The sequence below is a fragment of the Mycobacterium seoulense genome (genome assembly GCF_010731595.1).
GTDB classification, from domain to species: Bacteria; Actinomycetota; Actinomycetes; order Mycobacteriales; family Mycobacteriaceae; genus Mycobacterium; species Mycobacterium seoulense.
Window position 1 is genome coordinate 2,352,181 of record NZ_AP022582.1, and the last position, 18,198, is coordinate 2,370,378.

General features: G+C 66.7%; 17 protein-coding genes and 1 pseudogene. 12 read left to right on the top strand and 6 right to left on the bottom strand.

Annotation, left to right across the window (positions count from 1 at the left end; translation table 11 throughout):
• Positions 1–37: 37 nt before the first annotated feature.
• Positions 38–1,696, top strand: a complete 1,659-nt coding sequence (locus G6N37_RS10790) for a (2,3-dihydroxybenzoyl)adenylate synthase (protein ID WP_163679731.1) — start codon at positions 38–40, stop codon at positions 1,694–1,696.
• An 11-nt stretch (positions 1,697–1,707) separates the two neighbouring features.
• Here the strand turns inward: G6N37_RS10790 and G6N37_RS10795 are convergent, their stop codons facing one another.
• Entirely contained in the window at positions 1,708–2,322 is a 615-nt protein-coding gene (locus G6N37_RS10795) for a TetR/AcrR family transcriptional regulator (protein WP_163679733.1), read from the bottom strand.
• Positions 2,323–2,411: 89 nt separating this feature from the next.
• Positions 2,412–3,158, bottom strand: a complete 747-nt coding sequence (locus G6N37_RS10800; protein WP_163679738.1) for a maleylpyruvate isomerase family mycothiol-dependent enzyme — start codon at positions 3,156–3,158, stop codon at positions 2,412–2,414.
• A 254-nt stretch (positions 3,159–3,412) separates the two neighbouring features.
• Here G6N37_RS10800 and G6N37_RS10805 point away from each other — a divergent pair.
• From G6N37_RS10805 to G6N37_RS10825, 5 genes and pseudogenes are all read left to right on the top strand, one after another.
• Positions 3,413–3,658, top strand: a pseudogene (locus G6N37_RS10805) (hypothetical protein); the annotation flags it as partial.
• Positions 3,659–3,833: 175 nt separating this feature from the next.
• A complete protein-coding gene (locus tag G6N37_RS10810; RefSeq protein ID WP_163679740.1) occupies positions 3,834–4,682 on the top strand; it encodes an SDR family NAD(P)-dependent oxidoreductase in 849 nt (282 codons plus the stop codon).
• Between the two features lie 19 nt (positions 4,683–4,701).
• Positions 4,702–5,622, top strand: coding sequence for a ferritin-like domain-containing protein (locus G6N37_RS10815; RefSeq protein WP_163679744.1), 921 nt, complete (start codon positions 4,702–4,704; stop codon positions 5,620–5,622).
• A gap of 2 nt (positions 5,623–5,624) precedes the next feature.
• Complete coding sequence (locus G6N37_RS10820; RefSeq protein ID WP_276066287.1) at positions 5,625–7,121, top strand: flavin-containing monooxygenase; 1,497 nt, start codon at positions 5,625–5,627, stop codon at positions 7,119–7,121.
• Between the two features lie 3 nt (positions 7,122–7,124).
• A complete protein-coding gene (locus G6N37_RS10825; RefSeq protein ID WP_163679750.1) occupies positions 7,125–8,051 on the top strand; it encodes a MerR family transcriptional regulator in 927 nt (308 codons plus the stop codon).
• Between the two features lie 17 nt (positions 8,052–8,068).
• Here G6N37_RS10825 and G6N37_RS10830 read toward each other — a convergent pair whose 3' ends face one another.
• Both G6N37_RS10830 and G6N37_RS10835 read right to left on the bottom strand, forming a co-directional pair.
• On the bottom strand, positions 8,069–9,085 hold the full coding sequence (locus G6N37_RS10830; RefSeq protein WP_163679753.1) for an acyl-ACP desaturase: 1,017 nt from the start codon (positions 9,083–9,085) through the stop codon (positions 8,069–8,071).
• A 174-nt stretch (positions 9,086–9,259) separates the two neighbouring features.
• On the bottom strand, positions 9,260–10,612 hold the full coding sequence (locus G6N37_RS10835; protein WP_163679756.1) for a salicylate synthase: 1,353 nt from the start codon (positions 10,610–10,612) through the stop codon (positions 9,260–9,262).
• Between the two features lie 400 nt (positions 10,613–11,012).
• Between G6N37_RS10835 and G6N37_RS10840 the strand changes: the two genes are divergently transcribed.
• The 3 genes from G6N37_RS10840 (at position 11,013) to G6N37_RS10850 (ending at position 14,213) form a co-directional block, all read left to right on the top strand.
• The gene (locus G6N37_RS10840) at positions 11,013–11,225 is read left to right on the top strand and encodes a hypothetical protein (protein WP_163679759.1); all 213 of its coding nucleotides are present in this window, start codon (positions 11,013–11,015) and stop codon (positions 11,223–11,225) included.
• Between the two features lie 291 nt (positions 11,226–11,516).
• Entirely contained in the window at positions 11,517–12,755 is a 1,239-nt protein-coding gene (locus tag G6N37_RS10845; protein ID WP_163679762.1) for a sodium-dependent bicarbonate transport family permease, read from the top strand.
• A 231-nt stretch (positions 12,756–12,986) separates the two neighbouring features.
• On the top strand, positions 12,987–14,213 hold the full coding sequence (locus G6N37_RS10850) for a sodium-dependent bicarbonate transport family permease (RefSeq protein WP_163679765.1): 1,227 nt from the start codon (positions 12,987–12,989) through the stop codon (positions 14,211–14,213).
• A 3-nt stretch (positions 14,214–14,216) separates the two neighbouring features.
• Here the strand turns inward: G6N37_RS10850 and hemW are convergent, their stop codons facing one another.
• A complete protein-coding gene (gene hemW / locus G6N37_RS10855) occupies positions 14,217–15,389 on the bottom strand; it encodes a radical SAM family heme chaperone HemW (protein ID WP_163679768.1) in 1,173 nt (390 codons plus the stop codon).
• Positions 15,390–15,573: 184 nt separating this feature from the next.
• Here hemW and G6N37_RS26615 point away from each other — a divergent pair, with 184 nt between their 5' ends.
• Positions 15,574–15,666 (top strand): Ms4527A family Cys-rich leader peptide, encoded by a 93-nt coding sequence (locus tag G6N37_RS26615; protein WP_368664890.1) that lies wholly within the window; start codon positions 15,574–15,576, stop codon positions 15,664–15,666.
• Here G6N37_RS26615 and G6N37_RS10860 read toward each other — a convergent pair.
• Complete coding sequence (locus G6N37_RS10860) at positions 15,632–15,784, bottom strand: hypothetical protein (RefSeq protein ID WP_163674196.1); 153 nt, start codon at positions 15,782–15,784, stop codon at positions 15,632–15,634. The genes G6N37_RS26615 and G6N37_RS10860 overlap by 35 nt on opposite strands.
• Between G6N37_RS10860 and G6N37_RS10865 the strand changes: the two genes are divergently transcribed.
• Together G6N37_RS10865 and G6N37_RS10870 are read left to right on the top strand one after the other, a co-directional pair.
• Positions 15,777–17,456: a nitrite/sulfite reductase gene (locus G6N37_RS10865; RefSeq protein WP_179961889.1), complete on the top strand. Its 1,680-nt coding sequence runs from the start codon at positions 15,777–15,779 to the stop codon at positions 17,454–17,456. The genes G6N37_RS10860 and G6N37_RS10865 overlap by 8 nt on opposite strands.
• The gene (locus tag G6N37_RS10870) at positions 17,453–18,196 is read left to right on the top strand and encodes a phosphoadenylyl-sulfate reductase (RefSeq protein WP_163679775.1); all 744 of its coding nucleotides are present in this window, start codon (positions 17,453–17,455) and stop codon (positions 18,194–18,196) included. Before G6N37_RS10865 ends, G6N37_RS10870 begins: the two co-directional genes overlap by 4 nt.
• Positions 18,197–18,198: the final 2 nt, after the last annotated feature.

The following is an 18,198-nucleotide window of genomic DNA, read 5'->3' on the forward strand; positions in this document are numbered from 1 at the left end:
ATCGATCGCCGCTACTACGCCCCCCGCCTGAGGACCTATGACCGCGAACACACGGCCCGCCCCGGCCGGCGCCCTCGAAGGGTTCGTGCCGTTCCCCGCCGATCGGGCCGCCGCCTACCGGGCCGCCGGCTACTGGGTGGGCCGCACGCTGGACACCATCCTGAGCGACGCGGCGGGGCGCTGGCCCGGCCGAGCGGCCGTGCTGGACGCCGCCGACGACGCCGGCCTGAGTTATGCCGAGCTCGATGCGCGCGCCGACCGCGCCGCGGCGGGCCTCCGCGGTCTGGGCATCGCACCGGGCGACCGGGTGCTGCTCCAGCTGCCGAACGGTTGCCAGTTCGCGGTCGCCCTGTTCGGGCTGCTGCGGGCCGGCGCCATCCCGGTGATGTGTCTGCCCGGCCATCGGGCGGCCGAATTGGGACATTTCGCCGCCGTCAGCCAGGCCACCGGGTTGGTGATTGCCGACGCGCTGAACGGTTTCGACTACCGCGCCATGGCCCGCGAAATCGTCAGGGACCACCCGGCGCTCCAGTATGTCGTCGTCGACGGCGAACCGGGCCCGTTCACCTCGTGGGCCCAGCTTTGCGAGCCGGCCACCTCCCCGCCCCCGGCACCGCCGCGCGATCCGGGATCGCCTGCGCTGCTTCTGGTTTCCGGTGGCACAACCGGCACTCCGAAACTCATCCCGCGCACCCACGACGACTACCTGTTCAACGCGGCCGCCAGCGCGCAGGTGTGCCGTCTCACGGCCGACGACGTGTATCTGGTGATGCTCGCGGCCGGGCACAACTTCCCGCTGGCCTGCCCCGGGCTGCTCGGCGCCATGACGGTGGGCGCCACCACCGTGTTCGGCACCGACCCCAGCCCGGAGGCCGCCTTCGCCGCCGTCGAGCGCCACGGTGTCACGGTCACCGCCCTGGTGCCGGCGCTGGCCAAACTGTGGGCGCAGGCCTGCGAGTGGGAACCGGTGACACCGAAAACCTTGCGGCTGCTGCAGGTTGGCGGGGCAAAGTTGGAACCCGACGACGCCCGCGTGATCCGCGCCGCGTTGACCCCGGGGTTGCAGCAGGTGTTCGGGATGGCGGAAGGGCTGCTGAACTACACCCGCCCGGACGATCCGCCGGAGCTCGTCGACCACACCCAGGGGCGCCCGTTGTGCCCGGCCGACGAAGTGCGCGTCGTCGGCGCCGACGGGCGACCGGTGGCGCCCGGCGAGGAAGGCGAGCTGCTGGTGCGCGGCCCGTACACCCTCAACGGCTACTACCGTGCCGAGCGCGATAACGAACGCTGCTTCGATCCCGACGGTTTCTTCCGCACCGGTGACCTGGTCCGGCTCCGCGACGACGGCTATCTGACGGTGACCGGGCGGGTCAAGGACGTGATCTGCCGCGGCGGGGAAACCATCTCCGCCGCCGACCTCGAGGAGCAGATGCTCAGCCACCCGTCGATCTTCTCGGCCGCGGCCCTGCCGCTGCCCGACCCATACCTCGGCGAAACGATCTGCGCGGCAGTCGTCTTCACCGGCACCGGGGTGTCACTGGCGGAGCTGAACGCCTACCTCGACCAGCGTGGCGTGGCCGCCCATGCGCGGCCCGATGTGCTGGTTGCGATGGCAGCGCTGCCGACCACACCGATCGGCAAGATCGACAAGAAGGCGATCGCGACCCAGGTTACAGCCCAGCGAGCGCCCAGCTGACCAGGCCGCCGTTAGCTGTCCTTGGCGCGCAACGCGTTTAGCAGCCGGTCCATCACCGCGCCGGCCTCGGCGCGCGCGTGACGATGATCGTCCGCGCGGGCGATGTAGAGCGTCGCCTCGCGCAGCGCCCCCATGACGGTCAGGGCGGTTGCCTCGACGGGTTGGGGCGGGATGCTGCCGGACTCGATGGCGTGGGTCAGCAGCGCCTTCACGAAGCCGATGTTGTATCGGTTCCCGATGTCGCTCCAGCGTTCCCACCCCAACACCGCCAGCGCCTCCAGCAGCACGATGCGCTGAATCTCGGGCTCGGCGCACGCGTCCAGCCAAAGGCCCGCGCACAGCCGCATGACCTCGACCGGATCGGATTCCCCCGCGGCGGCGACGGCCTCCCCCATCCGGGCGGCCATCTCGGCTTCCACTTTCTCGAACACCGCGGCGAAAAGCTCTGTCTTGTCGGCGAAATGGTGGTACAACGCGCCGCGCGTCACGCCCGCGTCCCGCACGATCGTCTCCAGGGAAACCTCCGAGAACCCCAGCGATGCGAACAGGGGCCGGGCGGCACTGATCAACGCGCCGCGCGTGTCGGCGGCACGCTCGGCCTGTGTGCGGCGACCATCCTGCGCCATACCACCCTTACCTTTCACGCCCGCGTATGCATTGTCATACATACCGCATGAAGGTCGCGGGATGTTCTCCCACGCGGGTGCGGTGTCGTTCAGAACACGCTGAACCGCCGGGCGATGTCCAGCGCCGACGAGTCCCCCTCGGCCCGAACGCCGAGTCCTTCCCAGGTGCCGCGCTGGGTGACCCACCGCACGAACGCTTGCGAATCGGATGTGATCCGCGCGGCCGGATCGCCCTGGGCGCCGAGGCGCAGCGTGCGGGTGCACAGCCCGTCGAGGCGGATTTCGACACCGCCGCGTAAGTCGTTGAGCAGCTGGGTGTTCTGTTGTGGCAGCGCAGCCTCGATCCAGTCCAGCGTGGGGGCAAGCCGGAGCTCGTCGACGACCGGAGGTTCGGACCGCAACGGCCCGTCCGGGGCGAAGAGGTCGTAGCGCAGGTGGACGAAGGACTCGAAGACGAACGTCGTGGGCACGACCGAGGCCGGATATGTCCCGACATCACCGATCGGTATGTCGACGTCTTGCCCCTCGACCGCGGCGAGCACCTCGAGCCCACGCGAACTGACCGACTCGTAGTCGGCAACCACCTGCGCGGGGGTCATGGAGCGACGCGATTCGACGTAAAGGTCCGCTGCGCGTTCGGCGGGCAGGCCGCCGGGGTCGGGCAGCGTCGACGGATCGACCGCCAACCAGTAGCTACATGCCATGTGCGACAAAAGATCCTGTACAGACCAACCGGAACATCCGCTGTCCCTCGCCCACATCGAGTCGGGCAGTCGCGAGAAAACGTCAAGAACGATTGCGCGTTCCTGGGCTATGGCATCGAGCGTGGCACTCATGAACTGACCTCCCTATATACATACATACTGTATGTACTAACATACACACCGTATGTATGAAGTCAAGGCGCGGGCCGCATTTGCAACTCGCCGGTCGGGCGGGCTTCAACTGCCGCGGAGCCTGCGGGTGCGGAGGCCGGCGATGATGGGATCTGCCGACAGAATCCCGCAAAGACGTTGCGGCACAGCCGCGGGCGGCGAACCCGACGAATAAGGTGCTGCATTTACCCCCCGGGGGGGTGCGCATCCTCATGGCCTGGGTCATCGCCGGGCTGCTGCTGAACAGCCCGGCCTTCCTGACCGGCTATGACTGGACCCGCTGGCTGACGATCGCGGCTTTCGATGTCGGAGTGGTGTTCATCCTCTTCGCGTCGCGTCGGCCGGAGATCGAGCAGGAGCCCTCGCCGAAAGCGTTGCGATCCTTCATTATTCTGGCCGTCCTGCTCGCGCTGATCCCGGTGGGCACGGTGCCCGGATTCGGCGGACCGCGGATGCGCTGACCGGTACGGCCCCGATAGCCGTCCAAAGATGCCATTGACTAATGTCACCATTTGCGATTGACTTCGTTGCATGGCGGACGACGTTCCGGCTCGTGGGCCGCTTCGGGTGCACGCCTTGCCGGCATCGCCACGCGCGACTTCGCACGGGGCCTTCGCCGAGGAGGTGCGCTGAGCAGTGTTGGACCGGTTGTTGAGCAAGTCGAAGACGAGCCGCGGCGCGTCGGCGGTGGTGACCGGCGCAGGAAGCGGCATCGGTGCCGCCTTCGCCGCCGAACTCGCGCGTCGCGGCGGCGCTGTCGTCTGCAGCGACATCGACGAAGCCGCGGCCCGAAGGACCGCCGACGCGATCGGCGAACGGGGCGGCAAAGCTCGCGCCATCCGTTGCGACGTCTCGAAATTCGAGGACGTCCAGGCCCTGGCCGAGCAATCTCAGGCCTGGTTTGCGGGTCCGCCCACACTGGTGATCAACAACGCCGGTGTCGGCGCGGGCGGTGCGGCCATCGGCGATGCGCCACTGGACGATTGGGTGTGGACGTTGGGCATCAATCTGTGGGGGCCGATTCACGGCTGCCACGTCTTCACGCCGATCCTGCGGGAGGCCGATCGCTCGCACACTCCCCGCAGCATCATCAACGTGGCCTCCGCGGCGGCGTTCGGCGCGGCGCCGGGCATGGCCGCCTACAACGTCAGCAAGGCCGGCGTGCTGTCGCTCTCGGAGACCCTGGCCGCCGAACTCGCCGGCACCGGGGTGCGAGTCACCGTGCTCTGCCCGACCTTCGTCAAGACCAAGATCGTCGAGTCCGGCCGCATCAGCGAGGAATCCAGCGAGCTGGCCAACAAATTGATGCGCTGGACCGGATTTTCGGCGGACAAGGTCGCGCGGATCTGCCTGGACGCACACGACCGCGGCGACCTGTACTGCATGCCGCAACTCGACGCCAAAATCGGCTGGAGCATCAAACGCATGGCCCCGCAGGCCTATACGCGCGCCGCCGGCCTGGTGTCGCGAATCAACCTGCCCTGATCAAGCAAAGGAGCTCCCGGTGGCCATCGACATGGAAGCAATGCTCGCCAAGATCAAGGATCGGCAATGGGCGCTCGCCGACATCGATTGGGACGCGCCCGGCGCCGATACCATCCGGGACGAATTCCGGCCCAAGCTCAAGGCATTCATGGCCGACCTGTGCTGGATCGAGAACGTCGGCGCCCGCGGGTTCGCCGCGCTGGCCAAAAAGGCACCCGATCCCACGTTGGCGGAGATCTACCGGTACTTCCACGCCGAGGAGCAGCGCCACGCCAACGCCGAGATGGCGCTGATGAAGCGCTGGGGAATGCTCGACGACGGTGAGGTTCCCAGGCCGAACGTCAACATCCGGTTGGCCATCCAGTGGCTGGACACCTACTCCGACGACATGCCCCTGTCGGTGTTGGGTACCGTCATCCCGATGCTCGAGGTCGCCCTCGACGGCGCGCTGCTGAAGTTCTTGCTCGACACCGTGCAAGACCCGGTGTGCCACCAGGTCTTCGAGAAGATCAACAACGACGAATCACGGCACATCGCAGTCGATTTCGAGGTCCTCGACATGATCGGGCACGCGAAGGCGCGCAGGCTGGCCATCGAATTCGTCGGCACCGTCGCCACACCCGGATTGATAATCGGCGCCCTCATGTACGTCCCGCTGCTCAACCGCGTCCGCAACGAGATGGCCGGCATGGGCATGGAGCCCGAACGCCTCTACAACGCCGTCAAACGCTTCAAACAGCTGGGCGAGCGGGGCGAACGCACCCGACGGGTGCCCGCCTACCAAGTGCTCAAGCGGCACGCCGCCATGGTGGTCAACCCGCGCCACCCGTATCACCTGCTGGCCAATTCCATGGTGTGGCTGTCCGACCGCTACCCCAAACCCTTGCTCAAACCGGTGCCCAGCTGGTTCAAGGAACTCACCTACAAGCCGGCGGCGTGACCATGACGGACGACCGCGCCCACGCGGCGCTCATCATCGGAGCAGGCTTCACCGGACTGGGCGCGGCGATCCGATTGGCCGACGCCGGGGTGGACGACATCGTGATCCTCGAACGCGGCGACCGGGTCGGCGGAACGTGGCGCGACACAACCTATCCCGGCGCCAGCTGTGACGTTCCCTCGCTGCTGTACTCGTACTCGTTCGTCAAGAACCCGACCTGGTCGCGCACCTACTCCCCCGCGCCGGAGATCTGCCGCCACCTCGAAGACATGGCGACCAGGTTCGGCATCCGCCGCCACATCCGATTCGGCCACAAGGTCAGCGGCTTGGCGTTCGACGAGGATCGCGGAGTCTGGACCGCAACCACCAAAGACCGCAAGCGATTCCGCGCGCGCACCGTCGTGCTCGCATCCGGGCCGTTGTCGGACGTCAGGTTCCCCGACATCCGCGGGCTGGACAGCTATCGCGGACACAAGATCCACAGTGCCCGCTGGGACCACGACTACGATTTCGCGGGCAAGCGGGTCGGCGTCATCGGCACCGGCGCCAGCGCGATCCAGATCATCCCCGAACTGGTAAAGCGGGCCGGGTTCGTCAAGGTCTTCCAACGCACCCCATGCTGGGTGTTGCCCCGCCTGGATGTCGCCACCCCGCCCGCCGTCCAAACCCTGTTCGCCAAAGTCCCTGCCGCCCAGCAACTTGCCCGTCAGGCCCTGTTCTGGGGTCACGAAGCCAGCGCCACGGCGCTGGTGTGGGACACGCCACTGACCTCATTGGCCGCCCGGCTGGGGCGGGCCCACCTGCGCGCTCAGGTGAAGGACCCGTGGCTGCGGCGCCAACTGACGCCGGACTTCCGCCCGGGCTGCAAGCGCATGCTGGTCTCCAGCGACTACTACCCCGCCCTGCAACGCGACAACTGCAAGCTCATCGACTGGCCGATCGCCACCCTGAGCCCGGTCGGCATCCGCACCAGCGACGGCATCGAGCACCACCTCGACTGCATCGTGTTCGCCACCGGCTACGACGTCCACCTGACCGGACCGCCCTTTGCGGTGACCGGGCTCGGCGGCCGGTCGCTGGCCGACGAATGGGCCAGCGGCGCACAGGCTTACAAGAGCATCAACGTGCACGGCTATCCGAATCTGTTTTTCATGACCGGACCCAACTCTGGGCCCGGCCACAACTCGCTGCTGGTCTACATCGAGGGCCAGCTGCAATACGCGATGCGCGGGATCACCGCCATCCTCGACAACGACCTGCGCTATCTCGACGTGCGTCAAGAGGTGCAGCGCCGTCACAACGACAGCCTCCAGCGCCGCCTCACCAAGACGACGTGGATGTCCGGCTGCCGCAGTTGGTACCTCACCAAGGACGGATACAACGGGTCGATGTACCCGGGTTTCGCGACGCAGTATCTTCGCCAGATGAGGGATTTCCGCTACGAGGATTACCGGGCGGTGGCGCGCCGCACCCAGACGGCTGCCGTCTCGTCGGGCTGACAGATGGCACCGGACCGCTCGCTCGACCGTTCGTCACGACCCGAACCCGGCACCATCGCCAGCGTGTTGCACAACGTGCGGCGCGCGCCCAAGCGCGTTCGGCGCCAATCGCGGGAGTACCGGCAATTGATCGAGACGGCGGTCTCGCAACTGTTCGACGCCGCGGTTCGCCACCCCCACGGCGACCCCGCATCCGGTGAATACCGGATCGACGACCTGGCCCGGCTGGCCGGCACCACCACCCGCAACATCCGGGTCTACCGCGACCGCGGATTGCTGCCCCCACCGTTGCGGGTCGGCCGCATCGCATTGTTCAACGACACCCACCTGACGCGACTGCGGCTGATCACCTCGATGCTCGACCGCGGATACAACATCGCGCACGTGCGCGAAATGCTGAGCGCCTGGGAGGAAGGCAAGAGCCTGGGCGACGTGCTGGGTCTGGAGACCGCGATCGTGGGCACCTGGACCACCGAGAAGCCACTGACCATGTCGCTCGTCGAGGCGCAGCGACTCGTTGACGACCCGGACGCCTTCGAGCGACTGGTGGCGCTGCACGTCATCCGGGTCGACGGGGCGCAAGCCACCGTCACCCGTCCCAAACTGATCGAAGCGTTCAACGAAATCCGCGGGTACGGCGTCGAATTGGAAAAACTCATCGACCTACACGAGCAGATCGTGCCCGAAGTCGACAAGATCAGCGACATGCTCGTGCGCGCCGGGGCCGAGCACGTGCTGGACCGCATCAAGCCCGGCCAGCCCCTGCCCGCCGATGCCGAGATCGCCGAGCTGATCACCATGCTGGTGCGGTTCCGGACACAAGCCGTGGCGACGGTCACCGCCACGCTCGCATCGTCGATCGAGTCCAACATCGAGTCGCTGGCGAGCCGCATCCTCGCCGACTACCTCGAGTCCAGCCCGTCGGCCTGAGCGGTTGGGCTTTCGCGTCAGTGCCCGCTCAGGGTCAGCCTTCCCTCTGTTTCGAGCACCTTCCTGGCCGTGATCTTTTCGGTCTTGCGGGCCTCGCGCTCGAGATAGCGCTGCTTGGATTCCTCGAATTTGTCGGAGGCCTGCTCTAGCTCCTTGACCAGCACGGCGAGATCGTCGCGCATCCGCGCGGCCTCGCCGGTCAAGTCTTCGCGTTCGAAGATGCGCCACTTCCTGAGCACGGGCATCACCACCTCGTCGAGATGGATGCGCGGGTCGTAGACGCCGCCGACGGCGATGACCACCGCCTTGCGCCGGAATTCGGGCACCGTGAATCCGGGCATCTTGAAGTTGCGCAGGATTCGGTGGACCGACTTCATCGCCTGGTTCGGGGCGATGTCGAGACCCGCCGCGCTGACGTCCCGGTAGAAGATCATGTGCAGGTTCTCGTCGTGGGACACCCTGGCCATCAGCTGCTCCGCGATGGGTTCCTGAGAGGCCTTACCGGTGTTGCGATGCGACACGCGGGTGGCCAGCTCCTGAAACGAGACGTACATGACCGAGTCGAACAAGCTCTCGGCGAACATGTCGCCCTGCTGATTCTGCCCCGGGCTGAAGCCCCTGGTCATTTGCTCCAGGCGCAGCCTCTCCAGCGCCACCGGGTCGACCGCGCGGGTGACCACCAGGTAGTCGCGCAGCGCCGTGCTGTGCCTGGCCTCCTCGGCCGTCCACCTGTTGACCCACTGCCCCCAGGGGCCGTCCATGCTGAAGTTCATCGCGATCTCGCGGTGATACGACGGCAAATTGTCCTCGGTCAGCAGGTTTTGCACCATCGCCACCTGCGCGACGTCGGGGAGCCGGGTGTCCCCGGGCTCCCAGTCCTGACCGTCCAGCGCATGGAAGTTCTTGCCGTCCGACCACGGGACGTAGTCGTGGGGATTCCACTCTTTGAACATCGACAGGTGGCGGTTGAGCAGACCCTCGACCACCGGCTCGAGCTCGTGGAGTAGCTGCAGGTTAGTCAGATCATTGGACACAAGGCCCTCCAGTTATGTGTGCCGTCAAGTAACGCACAATGTATCTGTGTCATACGGTTACATAAAGATGACACGCGCAAAACTCGGCGAACTAGGGCCAAAGGTCCCTACGCCGGAAGTGACGCCCACCACGCCGCGGCGGCCCGGCCAGGCCACCCATCAGCCGAGCGGGGGCTACCGGCGCGCAACCAGATACGGCGCCAGGGTGGACAGCTTTTCGCAGGTCTCTTCGAATTCACGCTCGGGCGTGGACGCTTCGATGATGCCGGCCCCGGCCCGCAACCACGTCTTACCGTCGCGTTCGTAGGCCGCCCGCAGCGTCAGGGCGGCGTCCAGCCCGCCATCGGCCGAAAACATCACGACCGCCCCGGAATACAGCCCCCGCGGGCCCTCGTCGAGACGCAGGATCGCTTCCACGCCGCCCGCTTTCGGGATGCCGGATGCGGTAACGGCCGGGAAAAGCGCTTCCAGCGCATCCATCCGGTCGTTCGACGGACCTAGCCGCCCGCTGACCGTGGACCCGAGATGCTGCACGCTCCCGCGCTCGCGCACCGTCATGAAGTCGTTGACCACCACGCTGCCGGGTTCGGCGATCTCGGTCATCTCCTGAAGCGAGCTCCGCACCGAGATGGCATGCTCGACAATCTCTTTGGAATTCGATTCGAGGTCGTGTCGCGCCTGCCGGTCGCGAGCCACTCCGCGCCCCAGCGCGCGAGTACCCGCCAGCGGCTCGGTCACCACTATCCCGTCGCCATGGACGGCCGCGACGAGTTCGGGACTGTAGCCGACAGCGCGAATCCCTCCCAGCCGCAACAAGAACGACCGCACCGGCGTGTTGTGTCGACGACCCAGCCGGTAGGTGGACGGGAAGTCCAGCGGGAAAGGCACTTCCAGACACCGGGACAGGATCACCTTGTGGTAGCGGCCCGCGGCGATCTCGTCGACCGCCGACGCCACCCGGTCGCGGTAGCCGGAAGGATCGGTGACGACGTCCACGGTGCGAGGCTGGGGCGCCTCGGGCATGCCGCCGCCCAGCAGGCCCACGACCAGGTCGCGATGCACCGCGGTCGCGCCCCACAGCCGGACCGCCTCCCGGGTCACCACGATGCGGGTGCGCGGCCAGAACACGCGGGCCAGCGGCGTTCGTGGCGTCAACCGCTGTTGCAGCCCATAGCGGTAGACACCGAACTCGAAGGCGATCCAGCCGAAGAGCTGGTCGGTCTCCAGCAACAGCCTGTCGATGGCCTCGCCCAGGACCGGACCGGGCCGTCCCGACCACTGTTGACGCTGGGTGATGCCGTCCCGGATGACGCGCACTTCGTCGCTGTCCAGCTCGATCATCGCGCGCACCCCGCTGGCCAGCACCCATTGACCGCTGCGCTCGTAGAGCAGATATTCCTCGCCGGCTTGTTCCGGCAGCAGCGCGGCCAGCTCGGCGGCAAGGTCGGCCGGATCGATGTGTGCGGGAAGGGGGATCGGCGACGACGCAGAACCGGCGGGACTCGTCTGAACGCTGACCTCGGTCACGGTTAGTAAATGTAGCCTAACCTATCTAAGGACGCGCAACCGATCCCCGCTTGCAACCGGCAAATCCGGCCGTCCCGCCAAGACTTTCGTGGAGCGAAAGCGCCGGCAATCCACACGTCGAAACCCATCTCCCCGTTCCCGCAGGTAGAGGACGCGGAACAACGGGCGCTGTCGGGCCCGTCGGAGGACATCGACACCCTCGCGCGTTTCCCGACCGTCCCGTGGCAGCGCAGCGCCGGCCACGCCCAAGGTGACCTTTCCTAAAATGCCAACCGACCGTGCGGACCCGCTGGCCGGAGGATTTAATTGGAAGCGGTGGTTCGGCAGGCGCCGGCGACGTGAGTAAAGGAGTGGCGGTGAACTCCTGCGAGGACGTTCGTGCTGATTCGAGAGCGGCACCATGTTCGTGATCCGGCTTGCGAACGGCGAAGAGGTCCAGGGCGGCGAGAGCGACGGGCTCGAAATCAACCAAGAGACCGGCGTGCTCACGGTTTCCCGCGTCGACGGTTTCGAGGAAATCACCACTTCTTACTCGCCTATGGCGTGGCTGTCGGTGACGCACCGCAAGAAGGGCGTGGGGGTCAGACCGTCCGTTATTTCGTCGGGCCGTTGATTCCTGTGCCGACCACACAGCAAATGCACAGGACATTCCCACCAATTCCACGCCTGCCGCGCCGTCGCCGCGCGGCCCGAACGTCAGCCGCCGTAACGTTCTGAACAGCGGTTTTGCCGAGCGTCGGCGCGGCGGCATCGATTCAACACGCCCGTACTTCATGCTTTGCATTCGAGTGGCGGTTTGAGATCGCCGGGGATAAGTTTTCCACGGTCGTCGGGATGTTCGTGGTGGCTCCGCTTGCGGACGGCGCTTTCCCTGATCACCGCACCCCATCGAGGAAGGCATCGGATGCTGCAAGAGTTTTGGCAAAACTTCACCCACAACCTGTTCAAGCCGCTCCTGCTGTTCTTCTACTTCGGATTCCTCATTCCGATCCTGAAGGTGCGCTTCGAATTTCCCTATGTCATCTATCAGGGTCTGACGATGTACCTGCTGCTGGCGATCGGCTGGCACGGGGGTGAGGAACTCGCCAAGATCAGCGCCGGCAGCGTCGGGGTGATCGTGGGCTTCATGGTGTTGGGGTTCGTGCTCAACTTCGTGATCGGCGGCATCGCCTACCTGCTGTTGAATTGGCTGACTTCGCTTCGACGAATCGACCGGGCGACGGTCGCCGGGTATTACGGGTCAGACTCGGCGGGGACGTTCGCCACCTGCGTGGCCGTCCTGACGGCCGTCGGCATGGCGTTCAACGCCTACATGCCGGTGATGTTGGCGGTCATGGAGATTCCGGGCTGCCTGGTCGCGTTGTACTTTGTGGCGCGCCTTCGTCACCGCGGGATGGACGCGGCCGGGAACATGGCCGACGAGCCGGGCTACACCGCGCCGGTCACGGTCGGAGTCGGGCCCGGCGCCGCCGCGATGCCCCCGCACGGCCAGAGCCTCGAGGAGTCCGAGCACGAGCGCGGAATTGAGCAGGAGCTGGAATTCTCCCTGGAAAAACTCGACCACCCGGACTGGGAGCCCGACCAGAGCCCGCCGCGCCCCGCCGGCAAGAGGGCGCCCATTTTCTCCCGGGAGCTGTTCCAAGAGGTGTTCCTCAACCCGGGGCTCGTCCTGCTCATGGGCGGCATCATCATCGGCCTGGTCAGTGGGCTGCAGGGCCAGAAGGTGGTCGCCGACGACGACAAGTTCTTTGTCCTGGCGTTCCAGGGCGTGCTCTGTTTGTTCCTGCTCGAGATGGGCATGACCGCCTCGCGGAAGCTGAAGGACCTGCGAACGGCCGGCCCCGGCTTCATCTTCTTCGGCCTGCTGGCCCCGAACATCTTCGCGCCCCTTGGCATCCTGGTCGCCCACATCTACTCCTCACTCACCCACGCCGATTTCAAGCCCGGAACCTACGTGCTCTTCGCGGTGCTCTGCGGCGCGGCCTCCTACATCGCCGTCCCGGCCGTCCAGCGGCTGGCGATCCCCGAAGCCAGCCCCACCCTTCCGTTGGCCGCATCGCTGGGTCTGACGTTCTCCTACAACGTCACCATCGGAATCCCGCTCTACATCGAGGTCAACCGGCTGATCGCGCACTGGTTCTAGGTTCGGCGCCCCGCCGACAATCGCCAGGATCACCGAATTATGCTGGGCAGCAGCATCTTTGACGAGTCGTGGCACGGCGTCGGGTGGGATCCCGATTCCGCTCGTCGTTAATTGTTGGTAAAGACGGGTTGGGTCGGGCCCCCGAAGCCGGCGGGCTTCCGCTAGGTTCGTTGACGCCGCGAGTCGGTTGCTGCCCCCCGCAGCGCCCGGCCGCGTCGCCGGGAGGCGCACATGGTTTACGAGTTGTGGGAAAACTTCGTCCACAACCTCTTCAAGCCGCTGTTGCTGTTCTTCTATTTCGGGTTCCTCATCCCGATCCTGAAGGTGCGGTTCGAGTTCCCGTACGTGATCTATCAGGGCCTGACCATGTACCTGCTGGTGGCGATCGGCTGGCAGGGCGGCGAAGAACTGGCCAAAGTCAAACCCGCCGACATCGACAACATCGCCGGGTTCGTCGCGCTGGGCTTCACGCTGAACGTCGTCATCGGCGCGCTCACCTACGTCCTGTTGAGGTACCTGACCCGGCTGCGACGAGTCGACCGGGCCGCGGTTGCGGGCTACTACGGGTCGGACTCGGCGGGCGCCTTCGCCACCTGCGTGGCCGTGCTCACCGGCGTCAAGATCGTCTCCGACGCCTACATGCCGGTCCTGCTGGCGTTCATGGAGATTCCCGGTTGCCTGGTGGCGCTGTACCTGGTGGCCCGGCTGCGGCACCGGGGCATGGACGACGCCGGGTACATGCCGGACGAGGACGGCTACGCGGCGCCCGCCGCGGCAGGACCGGGCGCGGCCGACCAGCGGGAGCAGGCCGAAGGCGTGGACGGCCGCGTCGACCGCGGGATCGAGGAGGAGCTGGAGCTCTCGCTGGAAAAGCGGGAGCATCCCGAGCGGTACGGCAACAGCCTGCCGCACACCAAGGCGCCGTTGATGTCGCGCGCGATATTGCAGGAAGTGTTCCTCAACCCCGGACTGATCCTGCTCATCGGCGGCATCGCGATCGGCTTCATCGGCGCGCTGCAGGGCCAGAAGGTGGTGCACGACCAGAACGAGCTTTTCGTCGCCGCGTTTCAGGGCGTGCTGTGCCTGTTCCTGCTCGAGATGGGGATGACGGCGTCCCGCAAGTTGCGGGATCTCAAGTCCGCGGGCAGCGGGTTCATCGTCTTCGGTTTGTTGGCGCCCAACCTGTTTGCGTTGCTGGGAATCGTGGGCGCCTACTGCTACGCGAACCTCACCGACACCCACTTTCAGCCGGGCACCTACGTGCTCTTCGCGGTGTTGTGCAGCTCGGCGTCCTACATCACGCTCCCGGCAGTGCAACGGCTGGGCATCCCCGAGGCGAGCCCGACCCTGCCGCTGGCCGCCGCGCTGGGTCTGACGTTCTCCTACACCGTCACCATCGGGATTCCGCTCTATATCGAGATCAACCGCGTCGTCGCGCACTGGTTCCCGGCTGCCTGAGCGCTACCCCAGGACGGTGCGCACCACCGCGTCGGCCAGTAGCCGTCCGCGCGCCGTCAGGACGAACCGGTCGGCGTCGGCGACCAGCAGCCCGTCGGCGACCGCGCCTTCGGCGCGCTGTTGCTCGGCGGGTCCCAGCACGTCACGCGGAAGACCTTGGCGCAGGCGGGTTTTCAACAGCACATCTTCGGTGTGCAGGGCGTCGGCATCCAGCCGCTCGAATCCCCCCACCGGCAACGTGGCACCGGCCAGCCTTTCGGCATAGGCGTTGGGGTGCTTGACATTCCACCACCGCGTGGCGCCGACGTGGCCATGGGCTCCCGGTCCGGCGCCCCACCACTGGCCGCCGTCCCAATAGCCGAGGTTGTGTCGGCACTCACCGCCGGGACGCGCCCAGTTGGACACCTCGTACCAGGACATCCCGGCCTCGGAGAGCCGCGCATCGACCAACTCATAGCGGTGCGCCAGCACGTCGTCGTCGGGAGGCGTCAGCTCGCCGCGGCGTACCCGCCGGGCCAGCGCGGTGCCGTCCTCGACGACCAGCGCGTAGGCCGACACGTGATCGACGCCGGTGTCGATCGCCGTGTCGACAGAGCGCAGCAGATCGTCGTCGGACTCCCCCGGGGTTCCATAGATCAGATCGAGGCTGACGTGCTCGAAGCCGGCGTCCAACGCTTCGCGGGCGGCGGCCGCCGACCGGTTCGGGGTGTGGATGCGGTCGAGGACCCCCAGCACTCGCGGCGACACCGACTGCATGCCGAGCGACACCCGCGTGTAGCCGGCCGCGCGGACGGCGTCGAAGAAGTCCGGCCAGGCCGACTCCGGGTTGGCCTCGGTGGTGATCTCGGCATCGGGCGCCAGCGTGAAATGCTCGCGGACCATGTCCAGCAGCGACGCCACCCGCGCACCGCCCAGCAGCGACGGCGTCCCGCCCCCGACGAACACCGTGTCGACGGTCGGCCCGGGGAGCCGCTCGGCGGCCAGCTTCAGCTCCGCCCCCAGCGCCGCCAGCCAGGCGTCGGGATTCACCCCACCCAGCTCGGCGGGTGTGTAGGTGTTGAAATCGCAATAGCCGCAACGGGTTATGCAGAACGGAACGTGGATGTACATCCCGAACGACCGTCCGGGGACGGGCTGCAGGTCGGGCAGCGCGACCGCTTCCTCGCGAAGTGCCATGCCAAATCATCCCACGGTGCGCCGCCCCCGGCCGGGCCGCCGACCGCGGCGCAGCGCACCCCGACTCCGGCAGGTTTCTTGGGTTCTTTTACCCGGACGGTCAGGTTAATGCGGATTTCCGCTCACCGTGAGCGGATATTTGACCTGTTCGCGTCGCCCCCATCGGGCATGGCACAATGGGCTCGTGACCGTCGCTCAGCCCAGCCTTCGCATTGCGCTCGTGGCGCGGCGGCACATTGATCTCAAGCGTGTTTGCAGCTGTTGCTGTCTTCCTTGATGTCGTAGACCCGCCCACCTGTACGTCCAGCTGGCATCGGATCTGCGCCGCCGATACCACCGGTGAGCTGCGCTTCTATGCCTGCGATGTCGAAGAAGGAGACCTCCTCGATGACCACAGCCCGACCCGCCGGGGCGCAGAACAAGGCTCGCAACGAGGGCCAGTGGGCGCTGGGCGATCGCGAGCCACTGAACCCCAACGAAGAGATGAAGCGCGCCGGCGCCCCGCTCGAGGTGCGCGAGCGCATCGAGAACGTCTACGCCCAGGCCGGGTTCGACAGCATCGACAAGAGTGACCTGCGCGGGCGCTTCCGTTGGTGGGGGCTTTACACCCAGCGCGAACAGGGCTACGACGGCACGTTCACCGGGGACGAGAACGCCGATCTGCTCGAAGCCAAGTACTTCATGATGCGGGTGCGCTGCGACGGCGGCGCGCTGTCGGCCGCCGCGCTGCGCACCGTCGGCGAGATCTCGACCGAGTTCGGGCGGGACACGGCCGACATCTCCGACCGCCAGAACGTGCAGATGCACTGGATCGAGGTCGAAAACGTCCCCGAAATCTGGCGGCGACTCGCCGACGTGGGCCTGCAGACCGCCGAGGCGTGCGGCGACTGCCCCCGCGTCATCCTGGGCTCACCGCTGGCCGGCGAGTCGCTCGACGAGGTGCTCGACCCGACCTGGGCGATCGACGAGATCGTGCACCGCTACATCGGCAAGCCGGACTTCGCCGACCTGCCACGCAAGTACAAGACCGCGATCTCGGGTCTGCAGGACGTCGCGCACGAGATCAACGACATCGCCTTCATCGGCGTGAACCACCCCGAGCACGGGCCCGGCCTGGACCTGTGGGTCGGCGGCGGTCTGTCCACCAACCCGATGCTGGCCCAGCGGGTCGGCGCCTGGGTGCCGCTGAACGAAGTCCCCGAGGTCTGGGAGGCGGTGACCTCGATATTCCGTGACTACGGCTACCGGCGGCTGCGGTCCAAGGCCCGGCTGAAGTTCTTGATCAAGGACTGGGGCATCGAAAAATTCCGCGAGGTGCTCGAAACGGAGTACCTCAAGCGGCGGCTGATCGACGGCCCGGCGCCCGAGCCGCTCAAGCATCCGATCGATCACATCGGGGTGCAACGGCTCAAGAACGGTCTCAACGCCGTCGGTGCGGCCCCGATCGCCGGACGCGTCTCGGGCAGCATCCTGTCGGCGGTCGCCGACCTGATGGACCTCGCCGGCTCGGACCGGATCCGGTTCACCCCCTACCAGAAGCTGGTCATCCTCGACGTCGCCGACGACAAACTCGACGAGGTGCTCGCGGGTCTGCAGGCGCTGGGGCTGCAGACCCAGCCGTCCCAGTGGCGCCGGAACTTGATGGCCTGCACGGGGATCGAATACTGCAAGTTGTCGTTCGCCGAAACCCGAGGCAAGGCGCAGGTTCTGGTGCCCGAGCTGGAACGCCGGCTCGAGGACATCAACGCCGCGCTCGACGTGCCGATCACGGTCAACATCAACGGTTGTCCGAACTCGTGCGCACGAATTCAGGTGGCTGACATCGGCTTCAAGGGCCAAATGGTCGACGACGGTCATGGGGGCTCCGTCGAGGGCTTTCAGGTGCACCTGGGCGGCAGCCTCGGGCTGGACAGCGGATTCGGGCGAAAGCTGCGCCAGCACAAGGTCACCAGCGACGAGCTGGGCGATTACATCGACCGGGTGGTGCGTAACTTCATCAACCACCGCAGTGCGGGAGAACGGTTCGCGCAGTGGGCGATTCGGGCAGATGAGGACGACTTACGATGAGTGAACAAGCAACGAAACGAACCGAGGCCGAACTGCGGGACCTGGCGGCGCGGGGCGCCGCGGAACTCGAGGGCGCCAGCGCCACCGAGGTGTTGCGTTGGACCGATCGGACCTTCGGCGGGGTCAACGGTCCGCGCAGCTGGGCCACCTGCAACTACGTATTGACCTCCAGCATGCAGGAGGCCGTGCTGATCGATCTTGCCGCCAAGGTCCGCCCGGGTGTGCCGGTGGTCTTCCTGGACACCGGCTACCACTTCGCCGAGACCATCGGAACCCGGGACGCCGTCGAATCGGTCTACGACATCCGCGTGCTCAACGTCACCCCCGAGCAGACGGTGGCCGAACAGGATCAGTTGCTGGGGAAGAACCTGTTCGACCGTGACCCGGGCGAGTGCTGCCGGTTGCGCAAGGTGGTGCCCCTGCGCCGCGTCCTGAGCGGCTACTCCGCCTGGGTGACCGGGCTGCGCCGCAGCGAAGCGAAAACCCGTGCCAACACCCCGGTGATCGGCTTCGACGAGGGGTTCAAGCTGGTGAAGATCAATCCCCTGGCGACGTGGACCGACGAGGACATGCAGGACTACATCGACGAGCACGGTGTGCTGGTCAATCCCCTTGTCTACGACGGATATCCGTCCATCGGCTGCGAGCCCTGCACGGCCAAACCCCTCGCCGGGGCCGACCCGCGCAGCGGGCGCTGGCAGGGGCTGTCGAAGACCGAGTGCGGGCTGCACGCCTCGTAGCA

Bases quoted from the DNA above. Each gene is read 5' to 3' on its own strand.
- G6N37_RS10790 (WP_163679731.1), top strand. From the start codon at position 38: ATGACCGCGAACACACGGCCCGCCCCGGCCGGCGCCCTCGAAGGGTTC.
- G6N37_RS10795 (WP_163679733.1), bottom strand. From the start codon at position 2,322: ATGGCGCAGGATGGTCGCCGCACACAGGCCGAGCGTGCCGCCGACACG.
- G6N37_RS10800 (WP_163679738.1), bottom strand. From the start codon at position 3,158: ATGAGTGCCACGCTCGATGCCATAGCCCAGGAACGCGCAATCGTTCTT.
- G6N37_RS10820 (WP_276066287.1), top strand. From the start codon at position 5,625: ATGACGGACGACCGCGCCCACGCGGCGCTCATCATCGGAGCAGGCTTC.
- G6N37_RS10825 (WP_163679750.1), top strand. From the start codon at position 7,125: ATGGCACCGGACCGCTCGCTCGACCGTTCGTCACGACCCGAACCCGGC.
- G6N37_RS10840 (WP_163679759.1), top strand. From the start codon at position 11,013: ATGTTCGTGATCCGGCTTGCGAACGGCGAAGAGGTCCAGGGCGGCGAG.
- G6N37_RS10845 (WP_163679762.1), top strand. From the start codon at position 11,517: ATGCTGCAAGAGTTTTGGCAAAACTTCACCCACAACCTGTTCAAGCCG.
- G6N37_RS10850 (WP_163679765.1), top strand. From the start codon at position 12,987: ATGGTTTACGAGTTGTGGGAAAACTTCGTCCACAACCTCTTCAAGCCG.
- hemW (WP_163679768.1), bottom strand. From the start codon at position 15,389: ATGGCACTTCGCGAGGAAGCGGTCGCGCTGCCCGACCTGCAGCCCGTC.
- G6N37_RS10865 (WP_179961889.1), top strand. From the start codon at position 15,777: ATGACCACAGCCCGACCCGCCGGGGCGCAGAACAAGGCTCGCAACGAG.
- G6N37_RS10870 (WP_163679775.1), top strand. From the start codon at position 17,453: ATGAGTGAACAAGCAACGAAACGAACCGAGGCCGAACTGCGGGACCTG.